Below are 21,575 nucleotides of genomic sequence, written 5' to 3' on the forward strand. Positions count from 1 at the left end.
GGGCAAAAAGGCGGCAACTGCCAGCTTGTTTTTCAAAAAAAGAGACGACAAAAGAACACCCTGCGGCAGCTAAGATACCGCAGGGTGTTCTTGATTCATTGTTTAGCCGTTATAGGCATCAACGATGATTTGTTTCAATTCAGAGATTAGTGGTTCTTTTGGATTTGCTGTTGTACATTGGTCTTCGTAAGCCAATTCAGCCATGCGATCAACTGTTGTATCTAGTGTTTGTTGAGTGACGCCTTGCGCTTTCAAGCTCATGTCGATACCAACAGATTGTCCTAATTCGTAAACAGCTGTTGCCAACGCTTCAACCAATTCAGCCGTTGTTTTGCCTTTAAGGCCTAAGAATTTCGCAATGTCTGCGTAATCTGTATCGGCACGGAAGAAGTCATATTTAGGGAACATTGCATGTTTTTGTGGGTCTTTGGCATTGTAACGGATGATGTGCGGTAAAAGAATCGCATTTGTACGTCCGTGAGGAATACCATATTCACCACCGATTTTGTGGGCTACTGAGTGACAAATACCTAGGAATGCATTGGCGAAGGCCATACCTGCCATTGTTGAGGCATTATGCATTTTTTCGCGAGATTCCATATCAGGTGTTTTCACTGATTTTTCTAAGTAGTCAAAGACTAACTTGATTGCTTGTAAGCTCAATCCACGAGTGTAATCAGATGCCATTACGGACACATAAGATTCGATCGCATGAGTCAAAACATCCATTCCAGTATCTGCTGTAACAGAAGCAGGTACTGACATTACGAATTGAGGGTCAACGATTGCAACATCTGGTGTCAATGCGTAATCAGCTAATGGGTACTTCACGTGTGTTTCACTGTCAGTGATAACCGCAAATGGTGTTACTTCAGAACCAGTACCAGACGTTGTTGGGATACAAACGAATTGCGTTTTTTCTGGTTTGTCGATCTTGTATGTCCGTTTACGGATATCTAAGAATTTTTGTTTCGCGCCGAAGAATGAAGTATCTGGGTGCTCATAGAACATCCACATGCCTTTGGCAGCATCCATTGCTGATCCACCACCAAGAGCGATCACTGTATCTGGTTTGAAATCAACCATCATTTTTGTTCCAGCGTAAACGGTGTTTGTTGATGGGTTTGGTTCTACATCAGAGAAGACTTCGATTTTCACGTCATTTTTACGACGAGCAAGTACTTCACGGACCGTATCGCAATAGCCGAATTGAACCATACCAGGGTCACAAACGATCATGACACGTTCAACGTTTTCCATTTTCTCCAAGTACATTAGAGAGTTCTTTTCAAAGAAGATTTTTGGTGGCAATTTAAACCATTGCATATTATTTCTCCGTTTCGCTACAGTTTTCACGTTGATCAAGTTCACGGCAGAAACATTTCGTGATACAGAGTTTTTCCCGTATGAACCACAACCAAGTGTCAATGATGGAATCATTTCGTTGTAGATATTTCCGATACCACCTTCTGCAGATGGTGTGTTAACTAAGATACGGCAAGCTTTCATGCGTAGGCCGAAGGCTAATTGCAAGTCTTCGTTTTCAGTGTGGATCACCGCTGTATGGCCTAATCCGCCTAAATCAAGCATTGCTTCACATTTTTCGAACGCGTCTTCTGTGTTGTTTGCTTTGATCATTGCTAAAACTGGAGAAAGTTTTTCTCTTGATAGTGGGTAATCAGCACCGACACCGTCAAGTTCAGCGATCAATAATTTTGTTCCTTCTGGTACGTTGATGCCTGCTAATTTCGCGATTTCCATTGCTGAATGTCCAACGATTGCTGGATTTACGGCATATTTTCCTTCGTTCATCACGGCATCTTCAAGTTTTTGTAATTCTTTTGCTTTTACAACATATACTTGATGTGCTTCAAATTCTGCTTTCACAGAGGCATAGACTTCTTTATCAACGATCACTGCTTGTTCAGAGGCACAGATCATTCCGTTATCAAAGGTTTTTGATACGATCAAGTCATTGACTGCTCGTTTCACTTTCGCTGTTTTTTCGATATAGGCAGGTACGTTCCCTGGTCCAACACCTAATGCAGGTTTACCAGTTGAGTATGCTGCTTTGACCATGCCAGCGCCACCAGTTGCTAATACGATCGCAATTCCTGGGTGGTTCATCAATAAGCCAGTCGCTTCGATTGATGGATGTTCGATCCATTGCACACAGTTTTCAGGTGCCCCAGCAGCGATGGCCGCATCACGAACGATACGTGCAGCTTCTGCTGAACATTTTTGTGCAGATGGGTGGAAAGCAAAAACGATCGGGTTACGTGTTTTCAAAGCGATCATTGCTTTAAAGATCGTTGTAGATGTTGGGTTGGTTGTTGGTGTTACCCCACAAACGACACCAACTGGTTCAGCGATTTCGATCAAGCCTTTTTGTTTGTCTTCATTGATCACGCCGACTGTTTTGTCATGTTTGATACTGTTCCAAATATATTCTGAAGCGTACATGTTTTTGATTGCTTTATCTTCATAGATACCACGGCCAGTTTCTTCTACTGCCATTTTAGCTAAAGGCATGTGTTTGTCTAATGCTGCCATTGCCATTTCATGAACAATGTGGTCCACTTTTTCTTGATCAAAGCTTTCCATTTCTTTTAACGCCACATTTGCCTTCGTTGCTAAATCGTCGATCATTGCTTGTACGTCGATTGTCACTTCTTTTTCCAATGTCTTAGCCATTGTTTGTCCTCCTAGTTTTTAAACATGTTTTGTTTGTTAACTACTTCACATACAAATCATACAACATCTTTTTTTGTTTGTAAATAGTTTTTGTGATTTTTTTCACAGTTTTATTAAACTCCTTTTAAATTAAGCGTTTTCAAGAGCTTTTAAGGAAAAGAAGTGGACAAAAGTTTCGGTTTTTATTAAGAAAAATGTCATGTGCTAAGTTGAACAATGGAGGGATTTACGAAAACACCTTATCCCTACTAAATATGATCATCTGCTCTTTTCACTTTTTCTGTCAAACGTCATATGATCTGAAAGGATTATTCATAAGAAGGGTCCTCTAATACATCCCATTTCATTAGGCGTTGGCTTCTTGCCGTAAATGCCTTCTGTTTAAACACCTCACAAGCTTTTATTACAAGAGGTGATGCATTTTGTTCATTTAGCTGCTCGATGGGGAAAAAAACTGCTCCCAATGAATCTTGGCCTGTAAATTGAGGAACATTCTTCTCAAGACTTCCAACGGTTGTTTGAATCTCATAAAAGACACAGATGTGATTATTCATAGATGTTCCTTGATAGTGTCAGGGGTAAAGAAAATTAATTGCCCCTAATTGATGATAGCTAGTGACGGTCATGCCGGTTTCTTCTTTAAATTCTCGGCACAGCGTGTCTTCCAGCAATTCACCTGCCTCCATGCTGCCGCCTGGCAAATCATAGCGGTTTTGATAAGGTCCCGCCTTCTTTTTGATGACGGCCAAGCAGTTGCCTTGAAACAAAATTCCATATACTCCAAATGCGGTATGGTACAACCGAATCCCTCCTAACTTGTATCTATTCTACGTAAATCAAAATAAATCATCAACAGGCTTAGTCGATTTATGTCTTACATCGAACATGCTTGGCTTGATTCATAAAAAAACGACCAGCCAGCGCTGATCGTCTTTCTCTTTAAAACAAATCTTCTTGGTCTGCTTCTGTTAGAGGCTTCCCGTGGGCAAGCTGGGAAACAACATGCGCCATCTTTTTGTAGGAATCATTCAATCCGATTCCGCCTTTTTTCGGCATCTTCAAGATATAGATATCTTTGGCATAGATTGCCACTGCTGGGTTTTCCTCTGACATCGCTGCAGCCCCTGGAATTCCTTGTGCATTGAATACTTTCGTCAATCCTGCTGCCATTTCGCCAAAATTAGGATAATGCATCGCAGGTCCGCAAAGAACGGCATCGGCGTCAAATTTTTTAGCAAACCCCACAAATTTTTTATTCACTTCTTCTTGATGCTCGTGATAATATTGGTCACCACAATAAAGCGTTGCAACGATTTGTGCGTCTTGCTCTTGAAAAAGTGGATTCAAGGTTCGACCTGGACCAAGGGCAGCTTTTTTGCCGCTTGGCGGCAACTGAGCATTTTCATCACTTCCCATCCCTGCAGTGACATGATTGAGAATCAAAATTATTTTTTTCATGAGCGGTGCCTCTTTTCTTACAGATCATCAAAATCGAAATCATCAAAATTGATTTCCTCTTCTTCTTGTTCAACGGCATCCGCTTCTTCTTTTAGATATTGATTATCTAAGACTTTGATAAACGGGTAATAAATAGCCATTCCTAAGAGGATCAACAAGACTTGTAACACGGCCGCTTGCCAACCACTGACTAAGAAACCAGAAATAATCGGTGGCGTGGTCCATGGCAGCTGAATTCCATTGGTATAGTTGACTAACCCAAGATCCATACAGAAGTAAGAGATAATAATATTGATCGTTGGCACTAAAGCAAAAGGAATCAGCAGAACTGGATTCAAGACGATTGGTAACCCAAAGATGATTGGTTCATTGATCCCGAAAATACCTGGGATTAACGATAACTGTGATAGTTTTTTGACCCTTTGGCTTTTACAGACTAAGATCATGACTAAAATCAAAGATAATGTCGAACCGCCCCCGCCAAAGGTCGCGAACATGTCTTGAAATTGACCGGTGATGATGTTAGGAATTTCTGCGCCATTCTTGAAAGCATCTAAGTTTTCAATAGATAATGCCCGTAAGATAGGGTTGAAGACGGCACCGACCACACTGGAACCATTGATCCCAAAGAACCAGAAAAAATGCAAAAATAGGTAAGCTATGATCATGGCACCTAAAGTATTTCCTAAACTTAACAACGGTGTCTGTAAGAACTTAAAGAGGATCTCTTGGAGATTGCCATAAGACGTCAAGTTGGCTAACCAGTTGGCGATCATAAAAACCGTCACGATCACAAAACTAGGAATCAATGCCTCAAAGGATTTCACCACGGTTGGGGGAACACCGTCAGGCATTTTGATCGTCCACCCTTTGCGTAATAACGCAACGAACATTCTGGTGGAAATCAAGGCAACGACCATCCCTAAGAACAAACCGCTGGAACCCATCCACCGTAATGGCAGGCTGCCAACTTCATACACTTCCGTAGAGCCTTCTGGTGTGAAAACGGTCGTAAATGGTGTCACGATAAAAAAAGAAACGAGTGAAATAATGGCTGCTTGCATGGCATCAACTTTAAACTGTTTTGCCAAACTATACCCGATCCCACCAACGGCTAAAATCGTCATAATGTCAAAGCTGGCTGTTGCCGGCATATTCAACATCGTTGCCCAGTTGTCTCCCAGCAAACTGCTCATCATCTCGTTCCAATTTGGAATCGGAAAATTGGTCAAGACTAAAAAGAGTGACCCCACGATCAACAACGGTGTGGATAATAAGAAACCATCACGAATCGCAATCAAGTATTTGTTTTCACCGATCGTCTTTGCCATCGGTGTTAACACTTTTTCTAACCAGTTTAAAAATTTCTGCATTTTTCTTCCTCCCATCTGCGTGCTATCTGGCAGATAACACGTAGTCCCCTGTTACTCCAACACTTTTATTACTTTGCTTTGGCTTTTTTGATCAAGCTTAAGGCATCTTTCAATGCTCGTTCGCCATCCATCATGCCGTATGCTTCTGTTGCGATCGTGCCGACTGGAATCCCCATTGGCTCGAAAGTTGCTTTCATTTTGCTATCTAAGTGTCGTACTTGTGGACCTAACAAAATAGCAACTGGTTTTTCTTGTTCGACTTTTTCTTCTGCATGGATTGCAGGGAATGCTTCGATCGTCAAAGGCATGTTGTGCTTTTTGACGACTTCCATCATTTTATTGACCATGATACTCGTTGACATTCCAGCTTCACAAAACAAATAGATTTTTTTCGTTGCCATATCCATTCCTCCAATGTTTGTTTTTCTCAATCGCGGTTGTTAGACCGGCGCTTTGATTCGTTCTTCATACGCTTCCAACCATTCTTTCGTAATAGGCTCGATCATGGTTGTCTGCTCAGGTCCTGGCGTTGCCATAAAAATAGCTGGCGCTTGATTGGTGGTTGCGACACTAAAGGTAAATTCTACATTGGTTGCCACGCCCCAGCGCCCCTGTTTATCTAAGGCGATCAGCGAGAAGGCGCCGGCTTTGCCGTAGCGCTTCTTCAATCGCGCTTCAAAGTCGTAAACGGCTTGATCACATGCTTCTTGCGGTGCTAGCCCTTCTCCCATCAAACGGACGATTTCGTAGGAAAGGCAGCCTTTCATCAAGTCTTCCCCTAACCCTGTGGCAGCGGCACCGCCGATTTCACTATCCACATAAAAACCAGAACCAGATAAAGGTGAATCGCCGACACGACCGCTTTTTTTCATAAATAAACCAGAGCTCGAGGTTCCTGCTGCCATGCTTTGGTGTTCATCCAGCGCAACTACTCCCACTGTATCATGGCCGTCATAGGGATCGAGGTTGTTGGCAGCGATCTCTGCTTTGCGCTTTTCCCAAATGGTTTTGGCTCGCGGTGTCAGCATCTCTTTGGGCTGGAATCCTTCGGCAAGCGCATAAGCGACCGCTCCTTGGCCGATTCGAAAACTATTGAATTTTTCCTCACTTAGGCGGCGTGCCACGGAAATAGGATTTTCCACATCGACGATCCCAGCGACGGCACCAATTTTGAAGGTATCACCATCCATGAAGGCAGCGTCCATTTCCAACACGCCTTCTTCGTTGGGCAGCCCGCCATACCCCACCGATTTATAAAATGGATAATCTTCCACTGCTTTAATGGCTGTTTCTACTGCATCTTGGCAGGAGCCTTGTTGCTCTAATAGTGCTTTAGCAGCGAGCACGCCATCGTGTGCCATCCGCCATGTAGCAATCATTCCCCACATAAATATCCCTCCATTTTTCATAGCGCTTTCAAGTATATTCTATACGGTATATACTACTATGTCTATACTAAAAAAAGAGTTTCTCAAAAAAAATGGAAAAACTCTTCTTCGTTCGTGTCTTCGCTTATTTTGTCAGTGCTTGTAAACTGCGCAAATAAATTTCAAGATTCATCCGCAGATCGGCAACCGCCATGTACTCATCTTGGTTATGAGCGATCCCTTTTTGCCCTGGAAAAGACGGACCAAAAGCAAGGATGTTTGGCATTTTGCGGGCGTAGGTTGCTCCTGTGGTGGTCACGGGAGTTGGATCATTGCCCGTTACTTGGTGATAGATCGTCGATAGCGTTTGGATTTCGGGGGCATCTTTTGATCGGCAGAACCCCGGAATGCTGCGAAGGATCGTAAGGCTTGCCCCTTCTGGCAATGCCTTTTGCACCCCGGCGAGCACTTGTTCCTCCGTTACCGATACAGGATAGCGAAAGGCCACTTCTAACACTAGTCCACTGGCGGATTTTTGGAGAACCACAGGTGTCAAGATCAATTTTCCTGAGTCGGCATCTTCTAGTACCAAATCAATGCCTTCGCCATAGTGCTGCTGGTGAAAACTTTGGGCGATCCACTGCAAAGCTGCTTGCACGGACGGTGTCGCCGCTAGTTGCGGTGCTGCTTGCTGCGCAAGTTTTGTAATGGCGTTGTCCCCTAGCTCAGGGGCATTGCTAGGGGAGCGTTTGCCTAGTGCTTCAAAGGACTGGCTGCCTATGGTTACCGATAGGTGGTCTGGCACATGATCGCGGAATTGATCGCCAGAAAACGCCGCTAACAGCTACTGTTCTTGGGAGGGCAATGGAAAATCAAGTTGCACATTGACGACACCTCGTTCGCCGTAAACTACTGGATACTTGCAGTCTGGCGTAAAACCAAAACGCGGTGGCTGCTCAACCGCTAGATAATGCGGGATATCCGACATGCCGCTTTCTTCATCTGTACCGAAAATGATCCGCAGCGGTAATTGCGGTTGATGCCCAAGGTCTTTCAACAATTTCATGGCAAACAAACAGCTGATGATCGGGCCTTTGTTGTCTAAGATCCCTCGGCCATAAAAGTTGCCGTCCTTTTCAGTTAGTGCAAACGGTGGGTAGCTCCAGCCAGAACCTGCCGGGACGACATCCAAGTGTCCTAACACACCGATATAGTCGGTATCCGTTGGTCCCCAATGGGCATAGCCGATCGCATCATCAATGACCGTTGTTTGAAACCCGTATACTGCGCTTTTTTCCATGATGTATGCTAACACTTCTCGTGGTCCCTTGCCATAAGGCGCATGGGGCCACGGCTCACCTTTGACGCTTGCGATCTGCATCACTTCGTCCAAAAGCGTGAGAAATTCTGGCCAATTGGCTTCAATACTTGCTGTGAGTGGATCCATTGTCTTCACCTCTAAAGGATTGATTTTATTTTTGACGCACTAATATATTTTTGAAGGTATATTTGTCTGCTCGGTAATAGGATGTATCGTATAAGATCGGTTTGGCTGATGCGGAATAGGTCATCGAATGGACCAAAAGCATCGGTTCCTCTTGAGGCACCTGTAAAAGTTTCGCAATATCGGCAGGACTTTTCACAGCTTCCACCTCTTGATGGGAATAACCAATCTCGATGTTGGCTTCAATGACTTGATATAAAGACGACTCTAATTGAGCTTTCGTGAGTTCTGCGGTGCCTTCTTGCAGATAGCGTTTCAGTACGTAAAGATTTTCCACCGTCATCGGCTCATCATCAAAGTAACGCAAGCGCACCAAATAAACGATCGGTTCCTTGGCGTAATCACCAAACAACTGACCAATCTCTATCGGGAGCTCTTTGACGGTTTCGATATGCAAAACTTCCGTACGGGTCTTTTTCCCTTGGATCTTGGCGGTCTCGGTAAAACTTTGGAGGCCGCCAGAGCCGCTTTGGATCTTGGGCTGTTTCATGACATAGGTTCCTTTGCCTTTTTCTTTCACTAACAAATTCTGGGCAATCAATAAATCGATGGCTTTGCGCACCGTTAAACGGCTGCACTGAAATTCCTCTGCTAAATCATAATCGGAAGGAAGTTTTTGGCTCGTCACGTACGTACCTTCATGAACCCGTTGCGCAATCTGCTGGGCAACTTCTTGAAATACTGCTTGTTTTTTCAACGTCTCTCCTACTTTCTTTCACTTTGCTACCATTCATAAAACGATCGATTGGCACTGACGCCAGAAGAAACACTGACAAACGCTTGTTCATCGATTCCTTGGATCATGCCTTCGACGGTCTTGAGTTCTCTATGGGAAATGACAAGTAATAATAGTTTTTTCTGTTGATGATCAAATCCACCTTCGACATCGTTGATGACCGTGATGCCTCGCTGCAAGGCACATTGCAGCGTCGTAATGACGGATTCTGCTTTTTCTGTAACGACCAGCAGCTGCACACGCCGCTGCTTCAGGTTGACGTAGTCGACCATCCGCCCACTGATGAAGAAGGAAATGGCACTATAAAAAGCATAGGGCCAGCCAAAGATCAGCCCGGCTGCTAGCTGCAAACTAACATTGAAGCCGATAAAGAAACTACCGATACTTCTACCAGTGGCTTTTTTCACTAAAATCCCTAAAATATCAAGCCCACCCGTTGAAAAATCGTCGTTCAATGTCAAGCCCACCGACACCCCGTGCAGCAATCCGCCGAACACGGCACAGATCACCGGATCGGTCGTTAAAGCAATGACCGGTACCACCTTCATCATAACAGAAGACAGGACGACGGTACAAACCGTCATGATGGTAAATTCTCGATCGATTTTGACCCAAGCAACCGCTAACAATGGCGCATTAAAAAAAAGCACCAAAAGCGGGATCGAAAGCTGCAGATTCAACTGCTCGTCTAAAAGCTGCGACAACAATTGCGACAAACCAGTGATCCCACTCGCATAAATATTTCCCGGCAGCCAAAAGAGATTTAAGGCAATCGACGACAACAATGCATAGATCAAAGCAACAAGCATTCGTTTTCTATAACGTGCCATGTTTTTCCTCCTCCACTTCACTTTTAGTATATATCATTAAGTATATACTGTCACGCGAAAAAAGCAGGCGAAATGAGGGGGGGAACGGAAACGAAGCAATGTAAAAACACGCTAAAATTAAGGAGTAAAATGTTGGTATCAAAGGTTTTTAAAGATTTTTTTAAAGTGAGTAAATCACTTGAGATTCTCTGAAAAATGAATAAAATAAAAAGTGTAAAAACAAAAGAACAAAGAAAGGATGATTCTTATGACACATGAGATTGTGCCACGCCGCTCAGATTCATACAGTATGACACCTTTTGATTTCTTTGAAGATTTTGGCCGCAGTTTTTTTGATGGGTTTCCATCGAACCTGATCAAAACCGATATTCACGAGAATGACAATGAATTTCTCGTTGAAGCAGAACTGCCTGGCATCCCTAAGGAAAATATTCAAGTAACCTATGAGAATGGGGTTTTAACGATTACGGGACAACACCAGACGGATCATGCGACCGAAGATGAAAAAGGACGTCTGGTTCGCAGCGAACGCAGCTTGACAAGCGTTCGGCGGCAGTACCTGTTAGAAAACGTCAAAGAGGATGAAATCAAAGCCTCTTACGCTGAAGGAATCTTGAAATTGACGTTGCCAAAAGACCAAGGCAAACAAGCGTCAAAGAAACTGATTCCGATCGAGTAGCGAAGGCAATCAAAACACCGCAGCAAAACGAGCGATCTCTGTTTTGCTGCGGTGCTTGTTTTATTTTAGAAACTGTCCGACTACTAAAAAACGCACCATCGCTTCTGAGAAAGCGACGGTGCGTTTGTGCTTATTCTTTGGTTTCGTCTTGGATGCTCGTTGCGTCTTCGACATCAGCTGGTTCGATTTGTGTTTCAACGGATGCAACAGTTCCAGGTTTCACTGTGCGGATCGCTGAACGATCAAACTCTAAGAAAATTCCTTCACAGTCGATGATCACGGTGCTTTTTTCTGTGTTGACTTCAGAAAGAACGCCGTGGAGTCCGCCGATGGTTACGACTTCATCGCCAGCTTTCATATTTTCTAAAAGATTTTTACGCTCTTGCTGTTGTTTCTTTTGTGAACGACTCATAAAGAACCACATTGCCACTAAAGCAACCAGCATAAAGAGCATTGGTAAAGATTGTGCCATTTTTTTCACCTCGATTTATTTTCTTTCCTATAAGATACTTTATCAGAATTCCTCTATTATTCCCACCATTTTAGTAGAGAATGTTAGAAATTCCTCGCATTTTCCTTGTTGAACCCATACTCTTCAATAAAATGCTCACGGAACTCCAACAAGTTGTCGTCCATGATGGCTTGACGGACATTTTTCATTAGATTCAATAAGAAGTAGACATTGTGGTAAGACGTCAAACGCATACCAAAGGTTTCATCACATTTGATCAAGTGACGAATATACGCACGAGAATAGTTTTTACATGTATAGCAATCACACTTCTCGTCGATTGGTCGAAAGTCACGGGCATATTGCGCATTTTTCACGACTAAACGACCTTTTGAAGTCATACAGGTACCGTTTCTTGCGATCCGTGTTGGTAAAACGCAGTCGAACATATCGACACCGCGAATCACGCCATCGATCAAGGAGTCGGCTGCCCCAACGCCCATCAGGTAACGTGGTTTGTTTTCTGGAATCCAAGGGGTCGTAAATTCCAACACGCGATTCATTTCCGCTTTTGGTTCGCCAACTGACAGGCCGCCGATAGAATAACCTGGGAAGTCCATACTAATCAAGTCTTGGGCACTTTGCTTGCGCAAGTCTTCAAAGCCTGCACCTTGAATGATCCCAAACAAGCCTTGACGATCTGGATTGGCATGAGCTTTCAAGCCACGTTCTGCCCAACGAGATGTCCGTTCCACCGATTTTTTGACGTAGTCATAGCTTTCATCAAATGGCGGACACTCATCAAAACTCATCATGATATCTGATCCTAATTTGTTTTGGATATCAATCGCTTTTTCAGGAGATAAAAACATTTTCGACCCATTCAAATGGTTTTTGAAATGGACACCTTCTTCGACGATGTTGCGCATTTCGGCTAATGAAAAGACTTGGAAACCACCTGAATCTGTTAAGATCGGTTGATCCCAATTCATAAATTTATGTAAGCCGCCTGCTTCTGCAACAATGTCTTCTCCTGGACGCAACCACAAGTGATAGGTATTGCTTAAAATGACGCCTGCACCCATTTCTTTCAACTCTTCAGGGGCAAGGGTTTTGACCGTTGCTAATGTGCCGACTGGCATGAACATTGGCGTTGGAAAGGTTCCGTGAGGCGTGATCAGTTCGCCTAAACGGGCACCGGTATGCTTTTCTTTCTTTATCAGACGATAACGAATGGCTGGTTCCGTCATTCATTTCCCTACTTTCTCTCTAAACTCAATTAACTGTGCAACCCTATCTATGATAAGGGTTGCCCTTACATTTTGCAAGGAAGTTTAAAGAAACTAAGAGTATTTTCTCCTAGTTATGCGAAACATCTATTACTTTTTTTTGAAGATTTAGCGAAAGTTTGCTATCATGTTATTTATATTGAAGGGAGGTTTTTTGAAATGAAATCAAATAGAGAACTAAAAGCAGAAGCAAAAGCAATCCTGCGAGGACGCTGGAAAGACAGTGTTTTGATGTGTATTGTACCGACTTTGATCTCGATCGCTATCGCACTCGTCATTATCGTTCTTGCTGTTATTCCATTGTATCAAAGCGGTATGTTTAATGATCTTGGTTCTACCGATGCAGTCAATTCCGCAGGAGGAAGTGGCAGCGGCAGTGGTGGCGGTTTGATCAGCGGTCTATTTTCTGCCTTATTCGGTGCTGGGATCTCTTGGACTTTCCTTGACATTTTACGCGGTAAGAAGCAATCGATCCAGCCTTTTTCTGATGTCTTTCGTGGCTTCAGTGGCGCTTTCGTGTTAGGGATCATCGTCATCTATATTCTGTCGACTATTTTCACGACACTGTGGACATTCCTGTTTATCATTCCAGGGATCATTAAAGCTTATTCTTATTCTCAAGCGTATTTTGTCTTTTATGATACCTATGAAGAAACCGGCATGCGGCCAGATTTTCTCAGCTGCATCACAGGTAGCCGTCATTTAATGAGAGGCTACAAAGGTCAACTGTTCATCCTTGATCTGAGCTTCATCGGCTGGCACATTTTGGCCATCATGACTGCAGGAATCGGCTACTTATGGCTGACACCTTACATCAGTGCAACCAAAGCAGCTTTTTATGACAATCTGCCTAAACGAGCACTTGCTTAAAAGATCGGTTCGCCGGTCTTTTTTTTTGAGGAAAAGAATCGTTTTCTTTTGCAAACGCTTCCGTTTCGTGTTATAGTATAAGTGTAAGGAAGGTAGCAACTCTGTTGGTGGTTTTCGTAAATATCGCAAACTCAATCTACTAAAAGTTGTTGAACGTACAAGTTTCACCTAGTACCAAACGTGTAAAGTAACAAGAAGAAAAACGTAACAAGGATCGAACATTTCCATATCGAAAAATGATACGTCTCATTTTGTATCGGAATACACGAAACATGTGTAAGTTTGTAAATGAAAACAAATTTTCGAGAAACATTGCTTTGCATGGACCACAAAAAGCGACCACCACTTATACCTTCCTCTAGTAGTAAGCTGGGCGACAAAAAAAGCAGTTCTAAAAGTTGAGAAATTGATTCAACTTAAAGAGCCGCTTACGTCGCTCAGTTTTTTTGTTTATTTTAAGAACATCGCATCGCCAAAGCTAAAGAAGCGATATCGCTCATCGATGGCATGCTGGTAGGCAGAAAGTGTTAGGTCGCGTCCTGCAAAGGCACTGACTAACATCACTAAGGTTGATTTTGGTAGGTGGAAGTTGGTAGAAAAAGCTTCCACGATTTTAAACTGATAGCCTGGCGTGATAAAAATACTCGTCCACCCACTATCGGCTTTGATTTGCCCATCAAACTTGGTCCCAATGGTTTCTAATGTACGGATCGAAGTCGTTCCGACTGCAACGATCTTGCCACCATTTGCCCGAACATCGTTCAATTGTGCGGCAGCTTCTTCTGTCAAACGGTAAAATTCGCTGTGCATCTCATGATCAGCGATATTATCGACACTGACTGGACGAAACGTTCCTAAACCAACGTGCAAAGTCAGATAAACCAGCTTGACGCCTTTCGCTGCAATCTGCTCTAGCAATTCTGGGGTAAAATGCAAGCCGGCAGTTGGTGCGGCCGCTGAGCCGTTTTCTTTGGCATAAACCGTTTGATAGCGGTCTGGGTCTTCTAGCCGTTCTTTGATGTAAGGCGGTAACGGCATTTCGCCAAGTGATTCCAGAATCTCTAAAAAGATTCCTTTGTATTGAAAACGAATGATCCGGCCGCCGTGATCGAGCTCTTCTTCCACCACTGCCTCTAATCGTCCGTCACCGAAGGTGATCTTCGTGCCGACTTTGGCTCTTTTGGCTGGCTTGATCAAGGTTTCCCACGTATCCCCTTCAATATTGTTCAGTAAAAGGATTTCCAGATGGGCACCTGTTTCTTGTTTTTCGCCATAGATACGAGCTGGTAATACCCGCGTATCATTCATCACCAAGGCATCCCCTGGTTCCAATTCATCAATGATGTTATAGAAGTGCTTGTCCTCAAATTTGCCAGTCTCGCGGTCAACCACTAATAAACGGGAACTTGAGCGATCGCTTAATGGCGTTTGGGCGATCAGTTCTTCCGGTAATTCAAAATCAAAATCTTCAGTTGTAAGCATGTTGTTCCTCTCTTTCCCTAAATTCTTCTCTATTCTAGCATGTTTTTATAAAAATTGAAAAAACAGCTTTTAATTCTGCCCTTTCTTAGAAAAAAATAAAGAGACTGCTGCCAAGGCGTTCAGCAAAAAAGCCCCCTTTTTCCCAATGAAAAATAACGACATATTTCCGCTGCTTCTTTTCTCTATGCATCGCTCCTTAATTTGGACTTGCTTATGGCGCTATTTTCAGTTTTGTCTATACAATTATGAAAAAAATGGGCAGATTATTTGAATAACACGTGACTTTTCGGCATACTTAGTACAGATTATAAGCCATTATTCAGATTGCTTAAATAAAAATAGAGGTGACATCATGATTGAGTTTCAGCAGGTATCCAAAATTTACAAAGGTGGTAAAGTCGCTGTTGAAGATGTGAATCTTTCCTTTGAAAAAGGCGAATTCATTTGCTTCATCGGGACAAGTGGTAGTGGAAAGACGACTTGTATGCGGATGATCAACCGTATGACGGATCCTTCTAAAGGAAAAATCTTGATCAATGGAAAAAGCGTTACAGAGATCAACCCCGTGGAATTACGCCGTCAAATCGGCTATGTGATCCAAAGCATCGGTTTGATGCCTCACATGACGATTCGGGAAAACATCACATTGGTTCAAAAATTGTTAAAAGTCAGCCAAGAAGAACGCAACAAAACTGCCGAGCGCATGATCGACTTGGTGGAATTGCCGCGAGAAATGCTCGACCGTTACCCCAACGAATTGTCTGGGGGGCAACAGCAACGGATCGGTGTTGTCCGTGCCTTGGCAGCTGACCAAGATGTTATTTTAATGGATGAGCCTTTTGGCGCACTAGACCCAATCACTCGTGACTCCTTACAAGATTTGGTTAAAGACTTGCAAGAACGGCTTGGAAAAACCGTCGTCTTCGTTACCCATGATATGGACGAAGCATTGAAGCTTGCTAGCCGTATCGTGATCATGAGTGAAGGAAAAGTCATTCAATTTGATACACCAGAAAATATTCTGCAACACCCAGCAACACCGTTTGTGGAAGAATTGATCGGTGAAGACCGCTTGTTACAAGCAAAACCTGACACAACGCCAGTCAAAGACGTAATGTTAAATACCCCGATCGCTATCACACCAGAAAAATCCATACAAGAAGCGATTCACTTGATGCGGGAAAAACGGGTCGATACCTTGCTTGTTACCGACAATAGCAACGTGCTAAAAGGCTACATCGATGTCGAATCCATCGACCGCAACCGTGGCAAAGTTACTAGTGTCGGCGATATCTTGAACAAAGATGTCTTTTTCGTTCGCGAAACCGCCTTGTTGCGGGATACCTTGCAACGCATCTTAAAACGCGGCTTAAAATATGTCCCAGTAGTAGATGCCGACAAACATTTAGTTGGGATTTTGACCCGTGCTTCCTTAGTTGATATCGTTTATGACGTGATTTGGGGCGATGAACCATCGATCATGGAAGCCATTGAGTCGGCGAAACCTGAAGAAACTGAGGAGGTCTAGCGCATGCAAAGCTTCTTTAATGAATATGGCGGCCAATTGGTCACCAAAAGTCTTGAACATTTGTATATTTCCTTTGCGGCTTTGCTCTTAGGGATTCTTGTTGCCGTACCGATCGGTGTGATCTTGACCCGTTTCCCCAAAGCAGCAACGATCGTGATCGGCATCACCAGTGCGTTGCAAACCGTGCCTTCTTTGGCACTATTGGCATTGATGATCCCGATTTTAGGTGTCGGAAAAGTCCCTGCTATCGTCGCTCTTTTCATTTATTCCTTGTTGCCGATTTTGCGAAATACCTACATTGGAATGAAAAAAGTCGATTGGAATTACCGCGATGTTGCCAAAGGGATGGGGATGACCAACTTGCAGTCGATCATCAGTGTGGAATTACCCCTAGCGATCCCAACGATCATGGCAGGGATCCGCTTATCGGCCGTGTATGTTTTAGCCTGGGCTACCTTGGCTTCTTACATCGGTGCCGGTGGACTTGGTGATTTGATCTTTAGCGGACTAAACAACTACCAACCGCCTTTGATTTTTGCTGGGACGATTCCAGTGACGATCTTTGCTTTATTAGCTGACTGGTTACTGGGTTTGTTAGAAAACAAACTGACACCAGCTGCCTTAAGGGGGGATGCGTAATGAAAAAAACTTCAAAATTAGCGCTGTTGTTTTCCTTAAGTGTCGCTTTACTGTCCGGCTGTTCCTTTCCCGGTTTAGCATCGACTTCTGATGAGAATACCGTGGCGATCACAGGCGGGATCACTTCCGAAGCCCAAATTCTTGGCGCGGTGGTTGCCGGTATGGTCGAACACTATACGGATAAAAACACAACCGTCATTAACAACTTAGCAACAACGACCATCAATCACCAAGCGATGATGAATGGCGATGCGTCGATCTCAGCTGCCCGCTACACAGGAACTGACTTGACCACGACGTTAGGGTTGGAGCCAGAATCTGATCCGCAAGCCGCCTTTGACAAAGTCAAATCAGAATTTGAGAAACGATACCAACAGACTTGGTTCCCATCTTACGGCTTTGATAACACATATGTCTTTCTTGTCAGGAAAGACACTGCCGAAAAATACGGATTGGAAAAAGTCAGTGACTTGAAAGATGTCGCAGATCAATTGGTCGCAGGGGTCGATACCGCGTGGATCACACGGGTCGGTGATGGGTACGATGGCTTCCAGAAAGCCTATGGATTCTCTTTCCAAAATATCCTACCGATGCAGATCGGTCTTGTCTATGATGCTGTTGATAACGGAAAAATGGATATCGTTTTAGGGTACTCAACCGACGGCCGGATCGGCAGTTACGATCTCGTGATGCTGGAAGATGATCTAAACTTCTTCCCGCCTTATGATGCCGCACCGATCGTCGATGACAAATTATTGAAAGAAACACCTGAAATCGGCGATGCTCTGAACAAATTAGCAGGCAAAATCGATACCGAAAAAATGCAAGAATTGAATTACCAAGTGGATAATGACCTTCTAGAACCAACGGTAGTTGCCGAACGTTTCTTAGAAGAAAATAATTACTTCGAAGGAGAGTGACGAAATGGCAGACATGAATTTATTCCAACAATTTCTTTTCTATTTTCAAGAAAATGGCGGCTATGTTTTTGCCCAGTTCATTCGTCACTTCTTGATTTCAATCTACGGGGTACTTTTTGCCTCGATCGTCGGGATTCCAATCGGGATCTTGATTTCTAAAAAACTGCGTTTGGCAGATTGGGTGATTCGTTTCGCCAATATCATCCAGACGATTCCATCTTTAGCGATGATCTCGATTTTAATGATCGGCATGGGCTTAGGTGTGAATGTCGTGATTTTAACGATTTCCCTTTATTCTTTGTTACCGATCATCAAAAATACCTATACCGGCATGCGCCAAGTCGACCGCAATACGTTAGATGTCGGCAAAGGGATGGGGATGACTAGCTGGCAACGATTGTATATGATCGAATTGCCATTGTCTGTTTCGGTGATCATGGCAGGGATTCGAAACGCCTTAGTCGTGGCGATCGGTATCACCGCTATTGGGGCTTTCGTTGGTGCTGGTGGACTGGGGGACATCATCATCCGTGGAACCAATGCGACGGATGGTGCATCGATCATCTTAGCCGGTGCTTTACCAACTGCCTTGATGGCGATCATTACGGATCTTGGATTGAGCTTTATTGAACGCCGCTTAGATCCAGCCAGCCGTACGTCACGCTAAACTTATTTGCAAAAAGCAAAAGCCGTTGTGACCATTTATTGGTCGCAACGGCTTTTTGGGTTTGGTCATTTTTCAGAAAAGCATGCTTCAGACGCTTCCCTTCTTAGGTTTAACGCCCTGCTCTTTTTCGCTATTTATCCATTCCGTATACTTCGACTTCATAGATTCGGGCTGCCGAATCTGCTCCTTGTGTTGGTTTATCGATACTGATTTTTACATATTGCACCTTCTGGACGGCAAACGTATTGGTGCTATTGCCGGCTTCATTTTTCAACGTTCGTGAAACTGGCTCATAGTCTTTGCCATCTTCACTGACGAGCACCGTATACGCCCGCGTATTCATGTCTGGACCTTCTCCACCAGCCTCCGCATGAGCGAGGCGTACTTCACTGACCGTTTGTGGTCGACCGAGATCGATCATCAACTCATGAGGCGCATTGCCTGTCGCACACCACTTCGTACTCAAATCACCATCGAGGGCAAAAGCCGGTGCTTCGGCATCATTGACAAACGATGAAGCAGTTGCTTCGGCATCTTTTGAAAGCAGCAGCAACTCTTTCGGCGCATCAGCAGAAATCGTGATCAATCCCGCCATTTCCAGAGGGGTCTCTCCTGCTTCATTTTTGGCAACAAGCGTGACTTTGTAGGTACCTGGTTCCGAATAGGTCACTTGGGGATTTTCTTCTGTACTGCTCGTGATATCGCCGCCTTCAAACGTCCATTCGAATGCTTCAGCATTCGCAGATGAGGTATTCGTGAAGGTGATCGTTTCACCCGGTGCCGCCAAGGTTTTAGAGGCTGTAAAGGCCGCTTTTGGCAGCTGATTGTTCGGCCAAGTGATCTCCACCGTATCTGATAGCTTGCCACGATTGCCATAGCGATCCACTGCCACCACCGCGAACTTGGTTTTCGTCCCTTTTGGACGTTCAACGGCATTCAAATAGTGGTTGGTTGCTGGCGTAGCTGCTAAGAAAGAGCGTGAGCCGTCATCGTTCAATTGGTAGATCTCATAAACCGCAGCTGTCTTGTCCTTGGCAGCTTCCCACATTAAACGGACACCCGCATAGTTGCCCTCTTCCTCATCAAAGAGCACATCCTCAACCGTCAATGCTTCGGCAGCGAATTTCTCCGCTTTCTGATCTCCGATCGTTAATTGCCCTAGATTCAACTCATAGACATCACTGGTCTCTTCAGTGGTTATGTCATAACCGATCGCTGTCACTTCCCCTTTGATGTCTTTCAATGAGTAAGTAATCGTCGTCCAGTCTGCTACGACCTCTTTGTCTCCTTTGATTGTTTGTGTCGAACCATCGGCTAAGGTCACGACCAAATCAAGAGTTGTCGGTACCGTTGCTTTGACAGTCGTCGTCAGCTTCGTCTTTTTCGTCACAGGAAATGCTGTCTGATACAATGCCATGTGACTGGTACTGCCTTTTGTCATCTGTCCACGTAGTTTCAGTGCATTTCCGCCATTATAGGCATCCGCATAATTGATTGATACAGCCAAATCATTGTCTTTTCCATGGTCAAAGACCCAACGATAGGTCGGCAAAACAGCTTGCAAGCTTCGGTTGTTCCAATTGCGGCTGGACACTTTTTCTCCCTCGATAAAATAGTTGTAGCCATTCCCCAGACTAAAATTCGTCACAAAAGGCAGCTCTGTGATAGCGGTCTGTTCTAGGGCATAGGTGGAGATCCCAGGCCACTCTGTCGCTTCTGGCAGCTGGCTTTCCCGAGGATCACCCGTGTTATTGACCCAAAAAGCATTCTCTTTGCTTTGGAAATCATCCGGCGTACTAGCAGAAGAATAGGTCCAGCTAGGTACATACAGGCCCAATGAGGTATAAGGAACGCCTTTTTCATCCGTAAACAGATCCCAGCGCACAGGCGTTGAATAGCCATTTTCTTGCACATCGATCCCAGCAAAAAGATCGTAAGGATCGACACCGATTTCACGGGCTTTTTCATTGGAGGCCTTCAACAGCTCTTTGTCCGCCAGTTTGTCAGTGGTCCACCAGAAATTCAAGAACATACTATCTGCCAATGGGTTCATCTCTGCATCCACTAAATAGGCTTTGTTCTTATCCGTCAAAGCGTTTTGCCAATCCATTTTCCCATCACTCGTCATGGAATCATACCACATGATCTCTAAATGCTCGTCGGTTTGTTCTTTGAATTGGGCGATCAGTTCTTGCATCGCTTTGGCGTGGCTTTCATTTAGTCCTTTACCATCAGTCCCCGATTGTTCAACACCTTCCGCTGCATCATCAAAACTAGTGACCGCCGTATCGGTTTCTTGGTTGATGAACCAGCCATCAAAGCCATACGTATTGGCAACTTCGATCATTTTTTCTACGATCGGAAAATTGCCGTCCTCATCCTTAGCTAAAAACGTATCTAGCCATTCCAGCTTCCCACCATGGGCAGTTTGCGGAAAGAAGATCGTTCCTAAAACCGGCACGCCATTCCTATGAGCAGCATCTGTCACATCAGGACTTGGTGGTACGATGATCCCTTCGCCAGAAGAGCCGCCCCAATAAACCAATTGATCAATGTATTGCCAATAAGAAAAGACATTGGCATCAAAGGTATTGATCCCACGTGGTGCATTGCCGCTCGTACTGCTATTCATGATCGAAAGCGCCACGACTTTGGTTTCTGCCGTTTGCGTGTCATTCATCTTCGGCAACGTCTCTTTAGCTGCCCGCTGCGCTAATGGAACAACGCTGGTATTGTATTTCGCATCTGGATCTTTTTCAAAAGACCATGCCAACAAATCCTCTGGGAACCAATAAGACGACTCCGGCTGATTGTCCATCGCTTTTTCCAACGTACTTTTGGCTGTTTCCTGGTAAACGACTTTTCCAGTTGTCTTCGCCTCACTTTGGGTGCAGCCGCCGATTGCCGTTGCCGCTGCCAACACCAACAAAGATGCGCCAACTTTACTGATTTTCCTTGTCACACTTCTTCCTCCTTGTTTTACATAAACCCGCCAACATTCCTACACTAAAACGATAACGCTTTCAAAGGTAGGAATATAGGAACAAATTAAAGAAATCATGCAACAAATCCAAGAAGGTTGAGTTTA

General features: G+C 44.2%; 17 protein-coding genes and 2 pseudogenes. 6 read left to right on the top strand and 13 right to left on the bottom strand.

Annotation, left to right across the window (positions count from 1 at the left end):
- Nucleotides 1–102: 102 nt before the first annotated feature.
- The 9 genes and pseudogenes from adhE to IGI89_RS02655 all read right to left on the bottom strand — a co-directional run bounded on the left by adhE (nt 103) and on the right by IGI89_RS02655 (nt 9,962).
- Complete coding sequence (gene adhE, locus IGI89_RS02615; RefSeq protein ID WP_010748754.1) at nt 103–2,694, bottom strand: bifunctional acetaldehyde-CoA/alcohol dehydrogenase; 2,592 nt, start codon at nt 2,692–2,694, stop codon at nt 103–105.
- A 308-nt stretch (nt 2,695–3,002) separates the two neighbouring features.
- A pseudogene (locus tag IGI89_RS02620) lies at nt 3,003–3,494 on the bottom strand (NUDIX hydrolase).
- Nucleotides 3,495–3,633: 139 nt separating this feature from the next.
- Nucleotides 3,634–4,152 carry a GrdB-related putative oxidoreductase gene (locus tag IGI89_RS02625; RefSeq protein WP_005232156.1) on the bottom strand — a complete coding sequence of 173 codons (519 nt, stop codon included), beginning with the start codon at nt 4,150–4,152 and terminating at the stop codon, nt 3,634–3,636.
- A gap of 17 nt (nt 4,153–4,169) precedes the next feature.
- Nucleotides 4,170–5,525 carry a PTS cellobiose transporter subunit IIC gene (gene celB / locus IGI89_RS02630; protein WP_034872054.1) on the bottom strand — a complete coding sequence of 452 codons (1,356 nt, stop codon included), beginning with the start codon at nt 5,523–5,525 and terminating at the stop codon, nt 4,170–4,172.
- A gap of 68 nt (nt 5,526–5,593) precedes the next feature.
- Nucleotides 5,594–5,926 (bottom strand): PTS sugar transporter subunit IIB, encoded by a 333-nt coding sequence (locus IGI89_RS02635; protein ID WP_005227348.1) that lies wholly within the window; start codon nt 5,924–5,926, stop codon nt 5,594–5,596.
- 39 nt (nt 5,927–5,965) lie between these two features.
- The gene (locus IGI89_RS02640; RefSeq protein WP_438735307.1) at nt 5,966–6,913 is read right to left on the bottom strand and encodes a N(4)-(beta-N-acetylglucosaminyl)-L-asparaginase; all 948 of its coding nucleotides are present in this window, start codon (nt 6,911–6,913) and stop codon (nt 5,966–5,968) included.
- A gap of 124 nt (nt 6,914–7,037) precedes the next feature.
- Nucleotides 7,038–8,339 (bottom strand): annotated as a pseudogene (locus IGI89_RS02645) (Sapep family Mn(2+)-dependent dipeptidase).
- A gap of 25 nt (nt 8,340–8,364) precedes the next feature.
- Entirely contained in the window at nt 8,365–9,093 is a 729-nt protein-coding gene (locus IGI89_RS02650) for a GntR family transcriptional regulator, LSA1692 subfamily (RefSeq protein ID WP_438735308.1), read from the bottom strand.
- A gap of 26 nt (nt 9,094–9,119) precedes the next feature.
- Complete coding sequence (locus IGI89_RS02655) at nt 9,120–9,962, bottom strand: YitT family protein (RefSeq protein ID WP_438735309.1); 843 nt, start codon at nt 9,960–9,962, stop codon at nt 9,120–9,122.
- 247 nt (nt 9,963–10,209) lie between these two features.
- On the opposite strand from IGI89_RS02655, the gene IGI89_RS02660 reads away from it, so the two are divergent.
- A complete protein-coding gene (locus tag IGI89_RS02660) occupies nt 10,210–10,641 on the top strand; it encodes an Hsp20/alpha crystallin family protein (protein ID WP_008376072.1) in 432 nt (143 codons plus the stop codon).
- Nucleotides 10,642–10,771: 130 nt separating this feature from the next.
- Here the strand turns inward: IGI89_RS02660 and yajC are convergent, their stop codons facing one another.
- Together yajC and tgt are read right to left on the bottom strand one after the other, a co-directional pair.
- The gene (gene yajC / locus IGI89_RS02665) at nt 10,772–11,113 is read right to left on the bottom strand and encodes a preprotein translocase subunit YajC (protein ID WP_005232170.1); all 342 of its coding nucleotides are present in this window, start codon (nt 11,111–11,113) and stop codon (nt 10,772–10,774) included.
- Between the two features lie 83 nt (nt 11,114–11,196).
- Nucleotides 11,197–12,342 carry a tRNA guanosine(34) transglycosylase Tgt gene (gene tgt, locus IGI89_RS02670; protein WP_005227333.1) on the bottom strand — a complete coding sequence of 382 codons (1,146 nt, stop codon included), beginning with the start codon at nt 12,340–12,342 and terminating at the stop codon, nt 11,197–11,199.
- A gap of 198 nt (nt 12,343–12,540) precedes the next feature.
- Here tgt and IGI89_RS02675 point away from each other — a divergent pair, with 198 nt between their 5' ends.
- The gene (locus IGI89_RS02675) at nt 12,541–13,251 is read left to right on the top strand and encodes a DUF975 family protein (protein WP_438735310.1); all 711 of its coding nucleotides are present in this window, start codon (nt 12,541–12,543) and stop codon (nt 13,249–13,251) included.
- A gap of 450 nt (nt 13,252–13,701) precedes the next feature.
- On the opposite strand, the gene queA is transcribed toward IGI89_RS02675, so the two are convergent.
- A complete protein-coding gene (queA, locus tag IGI89_RS02680; protein ID WP_438735311.1) occupies nt 13,702–14,733 on the bottom strand; it encodes a tRNA preQ1(34) S-adenosylmethionine ribosyltransferase-isomerase QueA in 1,032 nt (343 codons plus the stop codon).
- Nucleotides 14,734–15,085: 352 nt separating this feature from the next.
- Here queA and IGI89_RS02685 point away from each other — a divergent pair, with 352 nt between their 5' ends.
- The 4 genes from IGI89_RS02685 to IGI89_RS02700 are packed head-to-tail and all read left to right on the top strand — an operon-like array spanning nt 15,086 to nt 18,487.
- Complete coding sequence (locus tag IGI89_RS02685; protein WP_008376079.1) at nt 15,086–16,261, top strand: betaine/proline/choline family ABC transporter ATP-binding protein; 1,176 nt, start codon at nt 15,086–15,088, stop codon at nt 16,259–16,261.
- A gap of 3 nt (nt 16,262–16,264) precedes the next feature.
- Entirely contained in the window at nt 16,265–16,900 is a 636-nt protein-coding gene (locus tag IGI89_RS02690) for an ABC transporter permease (RefSeq protein ID WP_005227319.1), read from the top strand.
- Nucleotides 16,900–17,820 carry an osmoprotectant ABC transporter substrate-binding protein gene (locus tag IGI89_RS02695; RefSeq protein WP_016619676.1) on the top strand — a complete coding sequence of 307 codons (921 nt, stop codon included), beginning with the start codon at nt 16,900–16,902 and terminating at the stop codon, nt 17,818–17,820. Before IGI89_RS02690 ends, IGI89_RS02695 begins: the two co-directional genes overlap by 1 nt.
- 4 nt (nt 17,821–17,824) lie before the next feature.
- Nucleotides 17,825–18,487, top strand: coding sequence for an ABC transporter permease (locus tag IGI89_RS02700; protein ID WP_438735312.1), 663 nt, complete (start codon nt 17,825–17,827; stop codon nt 18,485–18,487).
- A 130-nt stretch (nt 18,488–18,617) separates the two neighbouring features.
- Here IGI89_RS02700 and IGI89_RS02705 read toward each other — a convergent pair whose 3' ends face one another.
- On the bottom strand, nt 18,618–21,449 hold the full coding sequence (locus IGI89_RS02705) for an endo-beta-N-acetylglucosaminidase (RefSeq protein ID WP_086316841.1): 2,832 nt from the start codon (nt 21,447–21,449) through the stop codon (nt 18,618–18,620).
- Between the last annotated feature and the right edge of the window lie 126 nt (nt 21,450–21,575).

Origin of the sequence: Enterococcus sp. AZ141 (assembly GCF_051714385.1) — a bacterium.
GTDB classification, from domain to species: domain Bacteria; phylum Bacillota; class Bacilli; order Lactobacillales; family Enterococcaceae; genus Enterococcus_D; species Enterococcus_D entomosocium.

Excerpts from the sequence above, each read along its gene's own strand:
- tgt (WP_005227333.1), bottom strand. The coding sequence starts at position 12,342 with ATGACGGAACCAGCCATTCGTTATCGTCTGATAAAGAAAGAAAAGCAT.
- IGI89_RS02625 (WP_005232156.1), bottom strand. The coding sequence starts at position 4,152 with ATGAAAAAAATAATTTTGATTCTCAATCATGTCACTGCAGGGATGGGA.
- IGI89_RS02655 (WP_438735309.1), bottom strand. The coding sequence starts at position 9,962 with ATGGCACGTTATAGAAAACGAATGCTTGTTGCTTTGATCTATGCATTG.
- IGI89_RS02690 (WP_005227319.1), top strand. The coding sequence starts at position 16,265 with ATGCAAAGCTTCTTTAATGAATATGGCGGCCAATTGGTCACCAAAAGT.
- IGI89_RS02640 (WP_438735307.1), bottom strand. The coding sequence starts at position 6,913 with ATGTGGGGAATGATTGCTACATGGCGGATGGCACACGATGGCGTGCTC.
- IGI89_RS02635 (WP_005227348.1), bottom strand. The coding sequence starts at position 5,926 with ATGGCAACGAAAAAAATCTATTTGTTTTGTGAAGCTGGAATGTCAACG.
- yajC (WP_005232170.1), bottom strand. The coding sequence starts at position 11,113 with ATGGCACAATCTTTACCAATGCTCTTTATGCTGGTTGCTTTAGTGGCA.
- adhE (WP_010748754.1), bottom strand. The coding sequence starts at position 2,694 with ATGGCTAAGACATTGGAAAAAGAAGTGACAATCGACGTACAAGCAATG.
- IGI89_RS02700 (WP_438735312.1), top strand. The coding sequence starts at position 17,825 with ATGGCAGACATGAATTTATTCCAACAATTTCTTTTCTATTTTCAAGAA.
- IGI89_RS02660 (WP_008376072.1), top strand. The coding sequence starts at position 10,210 with ATGACACATGAGATTGTGCCACGCCGCTCAGATTCATACAGTATGACA.
- IGI89_RS02695 (WP_016619676.1), top strand. The coding sequence starts at position 16,900 with ATGAAAAAAACTTCAAAATTAGCGCTGTTGTTTTCCTTAAGTGTCGCT.
- IGI89_RS02675 (WP_438735310.1), top strand. The coding sequence starts at position 12,541 with ATGAAATCAAATAGAGAACTAAAAGCAGAAGCAAAAGCAATCCTGCGA.
- IGI89_RS02685 (WP_008376079.1), top strand. The coding sequence starts at position 15,086 with ATGATTGAGTTTCAGCAGGTATCCAAAATTTACAAAGGTGGTAAAGTC.
- celB (WP_034872054.1), bottom strand. The coding sequence starts at position 5,525 with ATGCAGAAATTTTTAAACTGGTTAGAAAAAGTGTTAACACCGATGGCA.
- queA (WP_438735311.1), bottom strand. The coding sequence starts at position 14,733 with ATGCTTACAACTGAAGATTTTGATTTTGAATTACCGGAAGAACTGATC.